The sequence below is a fragment of the Clostridium sp. HBUAS56010 genome, assembly GCF_007115105.1.
Lineage (GTDB): Bacteria > Bacillota > Clostridia > Lachnospirales > Lachnospiraceae > Lacrimispora.
Window position 1 is genome coordinate 1 of the sequence record NZ_SULJ01000008.1, and the last position, 12,194, is coordinate 12,194.

Genomic DNA, 12,194 nt, shown 5'->3' on the forward strand with positions numbered 1-12,194 from the left:
AACAAGCGTTTCAATCCGTAAATGGAACGCTGAAGGATATTCAAATATTTCACACGGATCGTGGTAACGAATTCAAGAATCAGACTATTGATGAGACGTTGAAAGCATTTGAAATTCAGCGTTCTCTCAGCCATAAAGGCTGCCCCTATGATAATGCAGTAGCAGAAGCAACCTTTAGAATAATGAAAACAGAATTAATTAGGAACCAGACGTTTCACAGCTTATACCATCTTCAGATTGAATTAGCTGATTATGTAAATTGGTTTAACAACCGTAGGATTCATTCTTCGCTAGGATACCTGACTCCGGTGAAGTATAGAATAAATACCCTAAAAAAAACTGTCTAGAAAACTGTTGACAATCCAAATATCTGCAATCTGATTATCGTTGCTAATAGAACACTTCTGTTCCGTTAGTCCATTTGATGTTATATTCATCTTCCATTTAGACTGTGGGAATATCGCACACCACATAGCACGTTTAAATGCCCATAAATCCATTTTAAGCTCATACCCTAAGAAGTATGCACTAATACTATTGTGAGCCAAGTATGGGGCAAATAGCAACGTTTGTGTTCATTGTGGTGGCATGTGAACACACTTGCATGGAATACCTGCATAGGCGAATGTGATCCATTTCGTTTTAAACTGAAATGCTTATAATTATTGAGTATCTTTCCCACTGTAGATTGTCTGATAGTTTAATTTTTATGTAGATATTGATATGATGGTAGCAGAATCGCCCCATTTTACACATCAAAAAGCTATAAGCCCATTGTAAAATAAGGATTTATAGCCTTTTTGAATTAATGATTTTGTTGTTTAACCTATTTGTTCGTCTAATACGTTCTATTGAATAATTAGTTGTTTAAACTGATAACCGGATATGTGAGAATTAGAATTGGGTGCGAAATATGCAGTATAAGTTTTAACAGGAAGATATTCATTTCTGTTACTTTGATATTGCACTACATTTCCAGTGAGTACTAAAACTCCATTCTCTAAATTATACAATACATTTTCACCAGATAAATAGTATGCACCTGCATCTCCGAAATCCCCCGTATTATTCATATAATATAAACCATTACTTTTCTTTTCTACATAGTTTTTTTCAAAAGTCTTCACATCATCATCATTGCAACTGCCTAAAACCTCTTTCATTATATCCCTTAAATCTTCAGGTCGTAATGTATTGTATGATTCATAATTAAGCGAACTTCCACTTTCTACATCCGATAATCTACCATCAACATATGCGTAATTATATTGGTACCAATATAAAATAAAAGCTTTTTCTTCTGAGCTTAAGTTTCCGGCCTTTAAATTTACATCAAATACCTCGGAATGATAAGGATCATTTTTTGATTCATAGGCTATATTAGCAAGTGATGTAAGATTATAAACAGCGTCCTTGCTTAATTGTATTTGATTCGCTGTTTCGGTGGCGTTCTTATTTTGTGCTGCACCACCAGAAACCCATGCACCACCAGCATCTACTTTATAGCCGTCAGGCGTAGTCGTATTTATAAAGCAATATCCGTCCTGTCCAAAATAATAGCATTTACCGTTTATCCATTGCCAGCCATTATTATAATAGCTTCCATTGTCGCTTTGATACCACCAGCCTGTATTATCTTGATTCCATTGACCAGCATTAACTGTAATAGTACTTCCTATTATAAATAACGATGTAATTACAGCCTTAGTTAAGTTTCCAACTTCTTTCCTCATAATATCACCCTCCTATCATCTTTAATTATATATCGACCAATGTACGATAATGTTTACTATATTTGCAAATTCAGCCTTTGTCTTTGTTACAATACCGGTATCTACTAAATCCGATAATTCTGGTATCATTTCGGCAAGGAGTTTGTAGTTTGCAAGAGTATCTACAGATATCCCAATTTGTTTAGCCAAATCATCTTGAGAAATCACATCCGAATTATTCGGAACTGATTTTGATTTTCTATCTCCTCCATTCTCGATTCCATATAATCGTTCCAATTCCCGTATCCTCATACCCATTTTCTTAGTTGATCCGCCTACATCTCCTCGACGACGAATATTGGACTCTAATAAATCAAGTAAAATCTCATCATTAGAAAATTATGGTATCACAAATATGTCCTTATATGATATAATTTAAGCAAAACTAACTGTCTGTAAAAGGGAAAATGATTATGCAAGTAGATACTACTTTGATTCGTAGTGTAATAGAAGTATTGGTGACACTCAATCCAAAATATCAGAGAAAAGCCTTATCAAATGTTCTTGAATTAATGATCCATCAAAAGGCTGAAGAAGAAGCTCTTAGTAATATTTCTCCAAAAGAAAATAAAGAAACAGCAATCAAAGATAAGCAAAAAGCACTTGAACAAGAAGCCATGGATCTAATTAATCTTCTAAGCCAAATGGGTTCTACCGATAAGGCTTCTTTTATGGCACTAATGGAAAAATGTAAGCCTGGCATAGTTACCACCAAAGAAGATATTACTATTTCTATTGGGGAACGTCACGTATCTATGGAAGATTATATTAAGACTTCTATTCCTAATGCCGATTATAATGCAGCAGAGAAGTTGGCAAATGAATATTTTAAGGAATTTAAGGATAAAGGCATAGTATGATGTGCTATAAATCACATAATTAATAATGTTTCGACTAACTGGACAGAATTGTCCTATTAGTTGAATTGATGGGATTATTGTTATAGTGTCTTTGTCTCTGATGTAAGCTTAGTTGACGTTAGAAATCTTGTGGAAATATGGATATGGTGATATATTGTAATTATCAATCGTGCATAATTTTATATTCTCATCGAACACAATAATAGTAATAATTACTATTTTTTCCATAAAGCCCTAAATAATATTCGTATATGCGAATTACGCTAAAACCCTTATAAATTAAGGCTTTTCGAGCATTAACATTGTCGTTGTAATTATCTGAAAATTTCCAAATATTTCTTAAATTCGTTCGCACATTAGTTCGGTATAACGTATATGAAATCATGCTTAATAAATTTTCTGACAATTTAAAATAGTATGATTTTTGTATCAAAACTGCTGAAACCCTTATAGAATAAGCACTATGTCGAACGACACTATATTTTTAAATTATTCCACACCTTATAACATAAAGAAAAAGCCCTAAATCCCCTAAATATAGGAATATAGGACTTATCTGTTATTTTTACCGAACCTTTTTAATTAGCTGACAATTATATAATTGTACCAATTTATGTGCAATATTATAATAATTAAATTTATTTTCTGTATCCTTTCCATGTTTATCTACTCTAGCATACTTTAGGGCTTATTTGCATATTAGTAATTATTACTATTATCAGCGATCAACTTAGACACCTTGTAGTATCTGAATCTAATCGCCTGGCTATTTTTTGATACACCACTTATAAGGGACAATGTTATAATCTCCTACTCTCCAACCATTATTTCATCAGAATTACTTACTTTTATATATTGCATAAGCATATTTAATTTTTCAAATATCTTATCTTCTGATAACATCGTATCATTTTTACTTAGATAAACTAGATGCAACATATCAATTGCATCATTTCTACTACACTCCGATCCATTAATTTCGTGCATTAGAAAAAGTAAGCAATTATATTTAAGATACACTTCTAAACTCTGATCATAATCATCAATTAAACGAAAATACTCCTCGCTGGGCCTTTTAGAGCCAGAAATATCTTCTACTAAATATATTAATGATAAATCACTTTGATGTCGCACATAAGGAAAAAGGAAGTCTTCATCAAACATTTTACGCTTAAATAATTTTCTATCTGCCTTTTCCAACGATGACCACTCATTTTTATTGAATATCGAGAATTTTTTCCCTAATTGTGAAAGCTCTTTGTCAAAATCCTCAAGACTCTCAAATGTATAGTACGTACTCTCATCAATATATATCTTTACGCACTTGTATTCTTCAAAATCATTACATCTAACTAATTTTTCAGCCATTTGCTTAATAACATATCCCTCAACATCATTATACGGCTGTTCGAAAGCATCATATTCTTTTTTTTTGTATGTTGACCAATCAATGTTTATTGAAGAATTCAATAAATCATTTACTACCTTTTTTCGCAATTCATAATCAGTCTCTTTTATCCCTGCTATTAGTTCTAAGACTGCAAGCACAGAAGTAAAAACATCTAAATTTTCAAATTTATTAAGCCTATTAGAGTTTTTTCTAATTGAAGACGTGTCTAAATATACCCTCATTTTTCCTCCTTAATATACATCATCCTTCTATAAAATTACTATTTTCTCTAGTAACTAAATTTTATTCCATATAAATTTTTCCTCAAATTTGCGCACTTGATCTTCATATATTTCTTTGACTGACGAATCATACTTCTTATGATAAAGTTCAAGAGTGTGACTTTTTAAAAAGTGTATTAAACTTTTGTTTTGGTTATAATCAATCTTCAAATATTCTCCGCAGGATCTTATCTAATTTATATTGCTCAAGCTCTTGTTGATTCCTGGCAGACAGATTTACCCCATACTCAGGAGTAGATTTCTTTCCTTCATAAGCGTGGTAGACAAGGAGCTTACTTTCCCTACTGTTCCAGGCAGAAGCAGGAATCATATACATATCTGGGTGTTCGCCATCTTTAAGGATAATAAGTATCAAATACAAAGATAAATCATCTGTGTTGAAATATTCTTCTCTCATGAACACATAATTTGTATTTGCCCTAACAGACTTCACCTGGAACTTTAAAAATCCATCTTTACCCTCTGCTACAAAATCAATTCCATGATCGTCAACCTCAGAGGTGTATATACTCATGCCGTAAGACGCAAGCGCCATCTTTGCATAGTATTCACAGAATGTTCCCAGCTTCTGAGGGCTAAGACCTTCACGGTGCCAGTTTAAATTATACATTGTGTTCTTCTCCTTGTATTTTTATAGCGTTATCCGCTTACGTTTGTTTCACGGTTTCAAGATCCACCAAATTTAACCAATCCAATGAATTCCTTCATCTGTTATTGTAAGAGAATATAATGGTTCTCCACATTCTTCTAGCTCTAAACATGACCGTTTTAACAATGCTCTAGTAAATCTAACACCTTCATCTAGTGTAAAATGTGGTATATCAGACTCATCTACCAATCTATCTCCTATATCCAGTTTTTCTTTACCACGAATAATATCTCTTGATATACCCCTTATACCGTCCCAAACGATACATATTGTAGGTATACCCCGCTCTGGATTTATATTTTTATGTGTAACTACACCATCCACAACCTGATAAAAACACTGCGTCCCATTCTCATATCCTGCAATATGGCATCGCATCGTTCCCCCTATTAATCTTTCGTTACATTCTTCATTGATTTTTTCAGCTATCTCCTTTATAGTCGTCATCTTGTTAAGTCTATTAAAAAGTCCATTCAGATAATCAGGCACATTTTCATTGCCTACCAGCGCATTTCCACACCATGATATACCTATATTTCTGTCACCAAATTGATAAATCTTCTTTTCCCCATCTCTGTGTGATACTTCTTGTTTACCATCTGGGTAAGTCCATATTAAAGTTGCCCGGCTATCTGCCGCCATAACAATACCATCATATAAACAAAGTGTAACAACAACCGACATTATATTTCTCCCTCAAGCAATTAAACTTTCTCAATTAAACTTTCTCAATTCTACATTTCTTCCATTTATTCGATATTCCAAAGATCCTTCATTTTCCATAATCGCTGCGACTGCTGAAGCGTGTTTTTGAGTCAACCCTTTAATATTATTCAGTATATAAGTTCCAAGACCGCCACGTTGCTTAGAAACATTAGCATCCAATAAGTACCATTTTTCACTATTAGTAAAAAACTCTTTTAAAATTTTATCAATATCATGCTTTGATATTTCGCATCCTTGCTTGCCCCATTTAAACTTACATTTATCAGGTAGCATTTCATATGTAATTATGCTTCTCTTATTCTTCAATGTGAAAATCTCTATTGCTCTACCTTCGGTCATAGCCTCATAATCCCCCCATTTTAAGAAACATTGGTCGGTAAACCACCAATATATCCATCAAGATAATTTTGTGTTTCACTTCCGCAATCCGGGCAGAAGCTTGTATAATCTCCACATGGTTTTCTGCAATCTGAATCCGTACAACGATTACCCCCAAACTCGTAACCACATTTGCAATACATTTCAAAAATGTCCATATGTCTATGACAAAGCGGACATTCTCTTGTTTCAATTTCTGGCATCTTACTTTCCATACAACCGCCCCATTCCATTATTCAATTATCACGAACGAACACACTCTTAAATTAATACTATCACAAACGCATTTATTGTTCAACTATGGCAATTAAATCAGATAAATTGTCGCAAGAAAAAAGGACTAATTTCTTAGCCCATAATTTCATATACCATATTAAATATTCATCACCAGTTAATTAATTTTTCAAGCGTGATCATTTCATCATGTTCATAGCCAAGCCGTTTCAAGGCTCTATATACTCCTTCTGCCTGCCCCCAATGCCTATCTGACCTTCTCTGGCTCATTTCACATTTATACATATCATCACTTAGATAATGTTGCCTGATGTAGTCAAACTCTTTTCTGGCTTGTCTCGCTACTCCTATGGCTTCCTTCATTAATTCTTCACATTTCATAATTTCCTGCTCTGTCATGGTAATACCTCCCAGGCAAACTATAATATATTTTCAATCTTTATAGTTCTGGAAATTCTTGCCATAATACGAATTATTACTATTATTTAATCAATTTAAATACCCTGTGGCATCTGCTGAATCTAACCGCCTGTTTATTTCTTTGATACACCACCAATAGATTTTCTCGGCAACCTCTAATTCGCTTCTATCCCTATCAGTGTATAAAAGCATATCGGCTAAATCAATATCAGCCATATTTACAATGTCTGCTTCAGATATCGTATAGTCAATTATTTGCTTCATGGCTATTCTCCCACAACTTCACCAGCTTATAGAAAGTGGTTCTCTTTAATTTCATGTCGTCCATGCACTTCTTAGCAGTAACACTTTTACTCTTCCACTCTGTATAATACTTTTCCCATTCTTCCGGGAACTCGGCAGCAGGTCTTCCAGTTGCTTTGCCAGTCTTAGAGGATACCCGTTTCCCGTTAATTACTGGCATAGAAGCTATTCCTTGTTTCTGCCTAGTGTTTATGTTCTGTCTCTCCTTTTCTGCTACATAGGCTAATATCTGAAGCGTGAGGTCTGCAATGAATCTATTGTCAAGTGAATCCTTAGAAATGCTTGTATCCAGTAATGGCATATCCAAAACCTTTATATTAGCTTTCAGAGTGTGAGTAATGTATTTCCATTGCTCCTGTATTTCAGTGTAGTTTCTTCCCATTCGGTCAATAGAATGAATAACCAGTAAATCCCCCTCATGTAATAATGGTGCAGTCAATTCAGTTCCTACGAGCGTGTTATATCCTTTGCGGTTGAAATCCTTTCCACTCTGCTCATCAATGATAACGAATCTTCTTTCAATTCCTATTTCCTCAAAGTCTTTAAGCTGCCTTGCTAAATTTTGATCCTTGGTACTAACTCTTGCATATCCGTAAATATCCATATACGAAATTCCACCTTTCGAATATTATTATGTCTTTATAATAGCATTTATATTCGTTAAGGTCAATTCAAAAGCGAACATGTTTGTAATTTACTTTTATATGTTTGCGAACATTGCATTTATATCTTTGGAGGTGTTTTCTTCATGTTCGTTAAAGCACACCTTTGCGAATACAAGAATAGCAGCAGAACAAAATAAAAGCACCTTCAGGAAAATATCTCCGTCTGGTGCTTTGCTCCCTATTACAGATAGACCATTTCATAGACTTTCAATATCTTCCGTCTACCATCGTCATAATTCTGGCAATTTCTTATAGCTTCCTGGACTTCTTCCCGATGAATTACTCTAAAATCAGATGCCAGTGTTTTCAACTCCTTCTTGTACTCTTTATTTCTACTTACATGAGCCTTGCGCATATAAAAGCCTCCTTTTGATAGATAGGGGAGCTGCTACACTCCCCATGAGTCAAGTTACATAAGTTCGTTAATCAGAACATTGGCAATCAGAGTTTTCATTTCTTCTTGGTGCATTGACAAATCAATTTCTATATAGGCACACTCGCCAAGTTTGGAATCATCTGAATCCTCGAAATATGTAGAGATAGAATATTTTGGCTTATTGCAATCGCTTAATGTAATTTTGAGTGTAATATCAACAATTTCCGCTTCTTCCCATTTCTGATCCCATTCATCGGAATAGTATTTTATTGCTTCCTCTACCGTTTTGCTTATCTCTTCTTTTATTACTTCTGGAATATCTGACATTACAACAAACAACGAAATACTTCCGTCTACAGTTACATCACACTGATTAAAATCTACGGTTCCTACGATTGTTACCACTGTGTTTTCTTTCTTCATAATTAATCCTACCTTTCATAAGTCATATATGTTTTTAGTTGCTTTATTTCCAAAGGGCATTAGCGGAATCGAACCACTAACTAGAACCGTTTGCCCTGACTGCTTACTGCTGTTTCTTTAGGAATAATGAATCATCAAGCCATTTAATTGAACCACCTTTAAACTTAATCTCAGGGTGATAAATTGAACTTCTACCGACTCTCTGAATTTCTCCGTTTTTAGTTTCAACTGCTGTCACCATTGTTTGCTTATACATTGCCTTATCCTCCATCAATTTAATTGTTTGTTATGCTACTCCACCAACTAAGAAGAGATATTTAAAACCTTCCTTTATCTCATTCCAATTGAATACTTGATACTTTCTTTCCAATGTTTCCCAACTTACTGCATTGCTTTTGAGATACTCACGCAGATTCATAACCGTTGTAACTGTGTCCTTATTGCACTCCACCTTGTCAAAATATCCGCTTGCATTCTCTGATACGATAATTGCTTTACCATTTTTAACAAGGGCTACACTTTTGTAGTTATCTGCTGAACATAAGAACACTGCTATATCAGCGGTTAATACTAATGCGGTGCGTCTGCAACCTTCCATTATTGATGCACCATTATTAATGGTAGCCGTTCCCATTGGATTTGTTCTAATGCTGTTGTCAATTCTCCAACCCATCGGTAAGTTGTAATAGAATTTGTCTCCTAGACGATCTATTGATTCGGGAATGTTCTGTATAACTGGACGTTTACTTGCGTTGTTGATATCGCCGTTTACTGCTACTTTAAATCTTCTCTTTACCATGAATGGCTCCTTTCGTTTGCGTTGGATGGTTGATGGTTTTTGATTTGTTTTGGTCTGTATTGGTTGACCTTATGATGTTATTATACACACTACATTTAGTGTTGTCTATGTGAAATATGTACAACATTTAGTGTTGGTTTTAGTGCAATATGTTACAATGTTTAGTGTTGGTTTGGGGTAAAAAAATAGAACCATCTTTTTCAGACAGTTCTATTTCCGTTTCTTATTTTATTCTTTATCATTTAACCTATATCTTCTTTCAGACGTATCGGAATATCCTTCTATATCATCAATACATTCTAATATGTCCCCTGGTTGACAGTTTAATAATTTGCACATTTTATCAACAACTTTAATATCTATTGATTCCCCATTGATTCCATTGTTTTTAAATAGTTTTGTAATTGTAGCTGATCCTAATATCCTATCCTGTCTTAATTTATATTGACTTATGTTTCTTTCATTTAATAATCTGATAAGTTTCTCATAGCTAATCATTTGATTAACCTCCTTTTCCCAAATTCATGATAGCATATGATTTTTAATCTTTCAATACTCTTACCTAAACATTGTAACATTTGTACAATTGTAAACACTAAACATTGTGCATAGTGTCAATATTCAGCACTACGTTTAGTGTGTATAATAAGTATATCAAATCAATAACACGCACACAGAAAGGCAAGGTATTCATATGAAGCTATACGCAACATTAAAGAACTCAGATAAGGTGTTCGTTTTATCACAGGACACAGAGAAAGACGCAAGACAAGCAGAATTGACCGTTGATGAATATGTGGAAGCAGTAAAGAGAATCAATCCACAATTTGGCGAAGTATGGACAGTATAGAAACAGACTCTTCCAATTACATAAATCTAATCTACCAATTGCAACCTTAAACAAAGGTGGGAAGGCTACCAAACTTCCCACCACCACAATTAAAGGCGGTAATACACATGACAGCATATTTCAATCATATCAATACATTAGAGGAATTAAGAAAGCAGTATAAGGAGTTATTAAAGAGATTCCACCCAGATAACCCAGACGGCAGTACAGAGGCAACACAGGCCATTAACGCAGAGTATGACAGCTTATTCAAGGAGTTAAAGGATAGACATGATAATGAAGCAGATAGCAGAAGAACCGCATACGATGATCTGAAATATGACTTTGCAGAAGATGAAAGATTAAGGGAAGTATTCCAACAGGTTATTTCATTCGTTGGTGTCAATATTATGATTGTAGGCGCATGGATTTGGATAGATGGTAATACATATGGATATAGAACTAAATTAAGCAATTTGGGATTCAAATGGGCATCGGATAAAAAGAAATGGTATTTTCATACTGAAGCATTCAGGAAACGCAGTCATAAGAAATTGAGCTTTAAGGATATCGAAAACTACTTTGGAAGTGCCAGAGTAGAACCGGAAGGAAAAGTATTATTGCAAGCATAAGGAAATTTTAGGTATAAGAAAAGGCGGTCATTTCAACCGTCTTTCTTTGCGTTCATAATTCGTCGTGTAGTGCTGTTATCTTGCTCATATTCGGCTTGTATGCGGTCATGTGTACAAGTGTTAGGGTAATTATTTCAACGGCATACAGGTGGCAATATGAACGTGTAGCGAGGTGTTGATTATGTGACATGGTGGCAGTAGGACGGGAGGTGTAAGGGGGCTATGTTTACATCTTTGCGTTGATGCGTTAGTGTTGTAGAGGGCATAGCTGTTCTACTCACACACTACGTTAAAAATTCAACCTTTACGAACTAATAATCATTATTTTTATCTTTTAAATATATATTGCAATAGGAATTATTAATATTGATGGTGCTTCAATTATAGTTTGAACATTTTCTATGCTGAAATTTTCATCATTCAGATTATTAAAATTATCAAATAAATCATCTAACATCTTTTCACGAATCATAGTAAAACTGGTATTCCGAAGCAAATTAATTTTTTCGTCATCAGAAGAACAAATTTTAGTAACCTTACCAAATACTTTAAAGCTTCCATCAATTAATTCATTCATATTTTGATTAAAGAAATAATCCATATAAACAGGCAAAACTCCTTGGAATTTAAAATCTCCATTATTTGACTTGCATATTAAGTCTAACATATCATTCGATTTTAAGCCATTAGAAAAATTTCTTATTTTACTTATTGTTTGTTTATCATCTAGGTTCTTTCTTTTTTGCTTTTGACCCGTATTATCTGAAAAAGCAGTCATTAATTCTATCATATTTGCCATGTTATCTAAAACTGAAATAAGTGGATTTTTCGAAAGGGTACCACAGATCTCTACAAACTCACCTGCATTTACTTTGTTAAAATCTTGTTGAGAATAAATTTTCTTGACCATCTTATTCTTATATAAACTCTCTTTCAATCCATTAAAAAGCGAAGAAGGAGTATGTATTTTTTCAAGTTCTTTTTCTTCACTTTTATCTCCACTTGTTTTTCCTTTAACGTTAGCATTTAAGAAAGCAAATATATTTTTATTTCCAAGACCAGCATCAACACTTGCTTCAACTTCTCCGCTTATTCCAGATGATGTCTTAATTTTAGATAATTTACTGAATCCATCATCAACAGAGGCTAATAAATCAAATACAATTTTTTGATTTAAATATAAAGGGATATCCAACTTATATTTATCCATATCTTCTCCTTTTAAGTGGGTTATAAATTATTATAAGAAGTTATTGCTTTTATTAATTTGAATCATATTAAATATATCATACCATACTCGAAAAACAAAAAAAATAGGCATATTAAATATTTCTTCCTAATATACTCAGAAACAACAAATAAGCCAGAAACACATCACATGTCACCGGCCTATCGTAAATTATTTTATTCAATTTTTATCCTTCATATTAAAAACC

The 12,194-nt window shown here is 33.6% G+C and carries 20 protein-coding genes; 4 read left to right on the top strand and 16 right to left on the bottom strand.

Annotated elements, in window-relative coordinates:
• Positions 1-347: IS3 family transposase (locus tag FAY33_RS12865; protein WP_143321639.1), on the top strand; the 347-nt coding region annotated here is incomplete at its 5' end.
• 501 nt (positions 348-848) lie between these two features.
• Here the strand turns inward: FAY33_RS12865 and FAY33_RS12870 are convergent.
• Complete coding sequence (locus FAY33_RS12870) at positions 849-1,733, bottom strand: hypothetical protein (protein ID WP_143321640.1); 885 nt, start codon at positions 1,731-1,733, stop codon at positions 849-851.
• A gap of 21 nt (positions 1,734-1,754) precedes the next feature.
• Positions 1,755-2,009 (bottom strand): hypothetical protein, encoded by a 255-nt coding sequence (locus tag FAY33_RS12875; RefSeq protein WP_143321641.1) that lies wholly within the window; start codon positions 2,007-2,009, stop codon positions 1,755-1,757.
• Between the two features lie 176 nt (positions 2,010-2,185).
• On the opposite strand from FAY33_RS12875, the gene FAY33_RS12880 reads away from it, so the two are divergent.
• Complete coding sequence (locus tag FAY33_RS12880; RefSeq protein ID WP_143321642.1) at positions 2,186-2,632, top strand: hypothetical protein; 447 nt, start codon at positions 2,186-2,188, stop codon at positions 2,630-2,632.
• An 810-nt stretch (positions 2,633-3,442) separates the two neighbouring features.
• Here the strand turns inward: FAY33_RS12880 and FAY33_RS12885 are convergent.
• The 13 genes from FAY33_RS12885 to FAY33_RS12935 all read right to left on the bottom strand — a co-directional run bounded on the left by FAY33_RS12885 (position 3,443) and on the right by FAY33_RS12935 (position 9,795).
• Positions 3,443-4,264, bottom strand: coding sequence for a hypothetical protein (locus tag FAY33_RS12885; RefSeq protein ID WP_143321643.1), 822 nt, complete (start codon positions 4,262-4,264; stop codon positions 3,443-3,445).
• A gap of 199 nt (positions 4,265-4,463) precedes the next feature.
• Entirely contained in the window at positions 4,464-4,934 is a 471-nt protein-coding gene (locus FAY33_RS12890) for a DUF4365 domain-containing protein (RefSeq protein WP_143321644.1), read from the bottom strand.
• A gap of 72 nt (positions 4,935-5,006) precedes the next feature.
• Positions 5,007-5,657: a hypothetical protein gene (locus tag FAY33_RS12895; RefSeq protein WP_143321645.1), complete on the bottom strand. Its 651-nt coding sequence runs from the start codon at positions 5,655-5,657 to the stop codon at positions 5,007-5,009.
• A 30-nt stretch (positions 5,658-5,687) separates the two neighbouring features.
• Positions 5,688-6,038 carry a hypothetical protein gene (locus FAY33_RS12900; protein ID WP_143321646.1) on the bottom strand — a complete coding sequence of 117 codons (351 nt, stop codon included), beginning with the start codon at positions 6,036-6,038 and terminating at the stop codon, positions 5,688-5,690.
• 20 nt (positions 6,039-6,058) lie between these two features.
• The gene (locus FAY33_RS12905) at positions 6,059-6,292 is read right to left on the bottom strand and encodes a hypothetical protein (protein ID WP_143321647.1); all 234 of its coding nucleotides are present in this window, start codon (positions 6,290-6,292) and stop codon (positions 6,059-6,061) included.
• 169 nt (positions 6,293-6,461) lie between these two features.
• On the bottom strand, positions 6,462-6,710 hold the full coding sequence (locus FAY33_RS12910; protein ID WP_143321648.1) for a hypothetical protein: 249 nt from the start codon (positions 6,708-6,710) through the stop codon (positions 6,462-6,464).
• A 90-nt stretch (positions 6,711-6,800) separates the two neighbouring features.
• Positions 6,801-6,995 (bottom strand): hypothetical protein, encoded by a 195-nt coding sequence (locus FAY33_RS12915; protein ID WP_143321649.1) that lies wholly within the window; start codon positions 6,993-6,995, stop codon positions 6,801-6,803.
• The gene (locus FAY33_RS12920; RefSeq protein WP_143321650.1) at positions 6,979-7,638 is read right to left on the bottom strand and encodes a recombinase family protein; all 660 of its coding nucleotides are present in this window, start codon (positions 7,636-7,638) and stop codon (positions 6,979-6,981) included. The genes FAY33_RS12915 and FAY33_RS12920 overlap by 17 nt, the downstream gene beginning before the upstream one ends.
• A 242-nt stretch (positions 7,639-7,880) precedes the next feature.
• On the bottom strand, positions 7,881-8,054 hold the full coding sequence (locus FAY33_RS19505) for a hypothetical protein (RefSeq protein ID WP_185967618.1): 174 nt from the start codon (positions 8,052-8,054) through the stop codon (positions 7,881-7,883).
• A 54-nt stretch (positions 8,055-8,108) separates the two neighbouring features.
• The gene (locus FAY33_RS12925) at positions 8,109-8,498 is read right to left on the bottom strand and encodes a hypothetical protein (protein ID WP_143321651.1); all 390 of its coding nucleotides are present in this window, start codon (positions 8,496-8,498) and stop codon (positions 8,109-8,111) included.
• Positions 8,499-8,601: 103 nt separating this feature from the next.
• Positions 8,602-8,754, bottom strand: coding sequence for a hypothetical protein (locus FAY33_RS19510; protein ID WP_185967619.1), 153 nt, complete (start codon positions 8,752-8,754; stop codon positions 8,602-8,604).
• 30 nt (positions 8,755-8,784) lie between these two features.
• The gene (locus FAY33_RS12930) at positions 8,785-9,297 is read right to left on the bottom strand and encodes a hypothetical protein (RefSeq protein ID WP_143321652.1); all 513 of its coding nucleotides are present in this window, start codon (positions 9,295-9,297) and stop codon (positions 8,785-8,787) included.
• 228 nt (positions 9,298-9,525) lie between these two features.
• On the bottom strand, positions 9,526-9,795 hold the full coding sequence (locus FAY33_RS12935; RefSeq protein WP_143321653.1) for a helix-turn-helix transcriptional regulator: 270 nt from the start codon (positions 9,793-9,795) through the stop codon (positions 9,526-9,528).
• A 196-nt stretch (positions 9,796-9,991) separates the two neighbouring features.
• On the opposite strand from FAY33_RS12935, the gene FAY33_RS19515 reads away from it, so the two are divergent.
• A complete protein-coding gene (locus tag FAY33_RS19515) occupies positions 9,992-10,147 on the top strand; it encodes a hypothetical protein (RefSeq protein ID WP_185967620.1) in 156 nt (51 codons plus the stop codon).
• A 107-nt stretch (positions 10,148-10,254) separates the two neighbouring features.
• On the top strand, positions 10,255-10,758 hold the full coding sequence (locus FAY33_RS12940; RefSeq protein WP_143321654.1) for a J domain-containing protein: 504 nt from the start codon (positions 10,255-10,257) through the stop codon (positions 10,756-10,758).
• Between the two features lie 334 nt (positions 10,759-11,092).
• On the opposite strand, the gene FAY33_RS12945 is transcribed toward FAY33_RS12940, so the two are convergent.
• The gene (locus FAY33_RS12945; protein WP_143321655.1) at positions 11,093-11,968 is read right to left on the bottom strand and encodes a hypothetical protein; all 876 of its coding nucleotides are present in this window, start codon (positions 11,966-11,968) and stop codon (positions 11,093-11,095) included.
• Positions 11,969-12,194: the final 226 nt, after the last annotated feature.

Excerpts from the sequence above, each read along its gene's own strand:
- FAY33_RS12870 (WP_143321640.1), bottom strand. The coding sequence starts at position 1,733 with ATGAGGAAAGAAGTTGGAAACTTAACTAAGGCTGTAATTACATCGTTA.
- FAY33_RS12890 (WP_143321644.1), bottom strand. The coding sequence starts at position 4,934 with ATGTATAATTTAAACTGGCACCGTGAAGGTCTTAGCCCTCAGAAGCTG.
- FAY33_RS12945 (WP_143321655.1), bottom strand. The coding sequence starts at position 11,968 with ATGGATAAATATAAGTTGGATATCCCTTTATATTTAAATCAAAAAATT.
- FAY33_RS12885 (WP_143321643.1), bottom strand. The coding sequence starts at position 4,264 with ATGAGGGTATATTTAGACACGTCTTCAATTAGAAAAAACTCTAATAGG.
- FAY33_RS12910 (WP_143321648.1), bottom strand. The coding sequence starts at position 6,710 with ATGACAGAGCAGGAAATTATGAAATGTGAAGAATTAATGAAGGAAGCC.
- FAY33_RS12905 (WP_143321647.1), bottom strand. The coding sequence starts at position 6,292 with ATGGAAAGTAAGATGCCAGAAATTGAAACAAGAGAATGTCCGCTTTGT.
- FAY33_RS12920 (WP_143321650.1), bottom strand. The coding sequence starts at position 7,638 with ATGGATATTTACGGATATGCAAGAGTTAGTACCAAGGATCAAAATTTA.
- FAY33_RS12895 (WP_143321645.1), bottom strand. The coding sequence starts at position 5,657 with ATGTCGGTTGTTGTTACACTTTGTTTATATGATGGTATTGTTATGGCG.
- FAY33_RS12915 (WP_143321649.1), bottom strand. The coding sequence starts at position 6,995 with ATGAAGCAAATAATTGACTATACGATATCTGAAGCAGACATTGTAAAT.
- FAY33_RS12925 (WP_143321651.1), bottom strand. The coding sequence starts at position 8,498 with ATGAAGAAAGAAAACACAGTGGTAACAATCGTAGGAACCGTAGATTTT.
- FAY33_RS12935 (WP_143321653.1), bottom strand. The coding sequence starts at position 9,795 with ATGATTAGCTATGAGAAACTTATCAGATTATTAAATGAAAGAAACATA.
- FAY33_RS12940 (WP_143321654.1), top strand. The coding sequence starts at position 10,255 with ATGACAGCATATTTCAATCATATCAATACATTAGAGGAATTAAGAAAG.
- FAY33_RS12930 (WP_143321652.1), bottom strand. The coding sequence starts at position 9,297 with ATGGTAAAGAGAAGATTTAAAGTAGCAGTAAACGGCGATATCAACAAC.
- FAY33_RS19510 (WP_185967619.1), bottom strand. The coding sequence starts at position 8,754 with ATGTATAAGCAAACAATGGTGACAGCAGTTGAAACTAAAAACGGAGAA.
- FAY33_RS19515 (WP_185967620.1), top strand. The coding sequence starts at position 9,992 with ATGAAGCTATACGCAACATTAAAGAACTCAGATAAGGTGTTCGTTTTA.
- FAY33_RS19505 (WP_185967618.1), bottom strand. The coding sequence starts at position 8,054 with ATGCGCAAGGCTCATGTAAGTAGAAATAAAGAGTACAAGAAGGAGTTG.
- FAY33_RS12900 (WP_143321646.1), bottom strand. The coding sequence starts at position 6,038 with ATGACCGAAGGTAGAGCAATAGAGATTTTCACATTGAAGAATAAGAGA.
- FAY33_RS12880 (WP_143321642.1), top strand. The coding sequence starts at position 2,186 with ATGCAAGTAGATACTACTTTGATTCGTAGTGTAATAGAAGTATTGGTG.